The organism is Acinetobacter sp. A2 (genome assembly GCF_012371325.1).
GTDB lineage: Bacteria > Pseudomonadota > Gammaproteobacteria > Pseudomonadales > Moraxellaceae > Acinetobacter.
The window spans coordinates 1-935 of the sequence record NZ_JAAZQX010000067.1 but is presented as its reverse complement, the minus strand read 5'-3'; the positions used below and the strand labels follow the sequence as shown (position 1 = coordinate 935).

Here is a 935-nt window from a genome sequence, read left to right as displayed (position 1 = left end):
CCACCTTCACGGATCGCGAAGCGTAAACCAGCGTCCATTGCGATTGGGTGGATTAATTCTACTGACATTTCTACGTTGTCACCTGGCATTACCATTTCAACGCCTTCTTTCAACTGGATTGCACCAGTTACGTCAGTTGTACGGAAATAGAATTGTGGACGGTAACCGTTAAGGAATGGAGTGTGACGACCACCTTCTTCTTTAGAAAGTACGTATACTTCCGCATCGAATTTAGTGTGTGGCTTGATTGTACCTGGTTTAGCAAGTACTTGACCACGTTGTACGTCTTCACGCTTAGTACCACGTAGAAGAACACCACAGTTCTCGCCCGCACGACCTTCGTCTAGAAGTTTACGGAACATTTCTACGCCAGTTACAGTTGTTTTAACTGTGTCTTTGATACCAACGATTTCAACTTCTTCGCCTACTTTCACGATACCAGTTTCAACACGGCCAGTTACTACTGTACCACGACCAGAAATTGAGAATACGTCTTCGATTGGCATTAAGAATGCTTGGTCGATTGCACGTACTGGCTCTGGAATGTAAGTGTCAAGCGCTTCAACAAGAGCTACAACAGCGTCTTCGCCATATTGACCTGATTCACCGTTAAGTGCTGCAAGAGCAGAACCACGGATTACTGGAGTGTCGTCGCCTGGGAAGTCGTAAGTAGAAAGAAGTTCACGAACTTCCATTTCAACTAATTCGATTAACTCTTCGTCGTCTACGATATCGCATTTGTTTAAGAATACGATGATGTAAGGTACACCTACCTGACGAGAAAGAAGGATGTGTTCACGAGTTTGTGGCATTGGACCATCAGTCGCTGAACAAACAAGGATCGCACCGTCCATCTGAGCAGCACCAGTGATCATGTTTTTAACATAGTCGGCGTGGCCTGGGCAGTCTACGTGCGCGTAGTGACGAGTTGGAGA

Annotated in this window: 1 protein-coding gene; it reads right to left on the bottom strand. The window is 45.9% G+C overall.

Features of this window, described 5'->3' with window-relative positions; translation table 11 throughout:
- On the bottom strand, positions 1-935 hold a 935-nt coding region (gene tuf / locus HHA43_RS13110), incomplete at both ends, for an elongation factor Tu (RefSeq protein WP_168542765.1).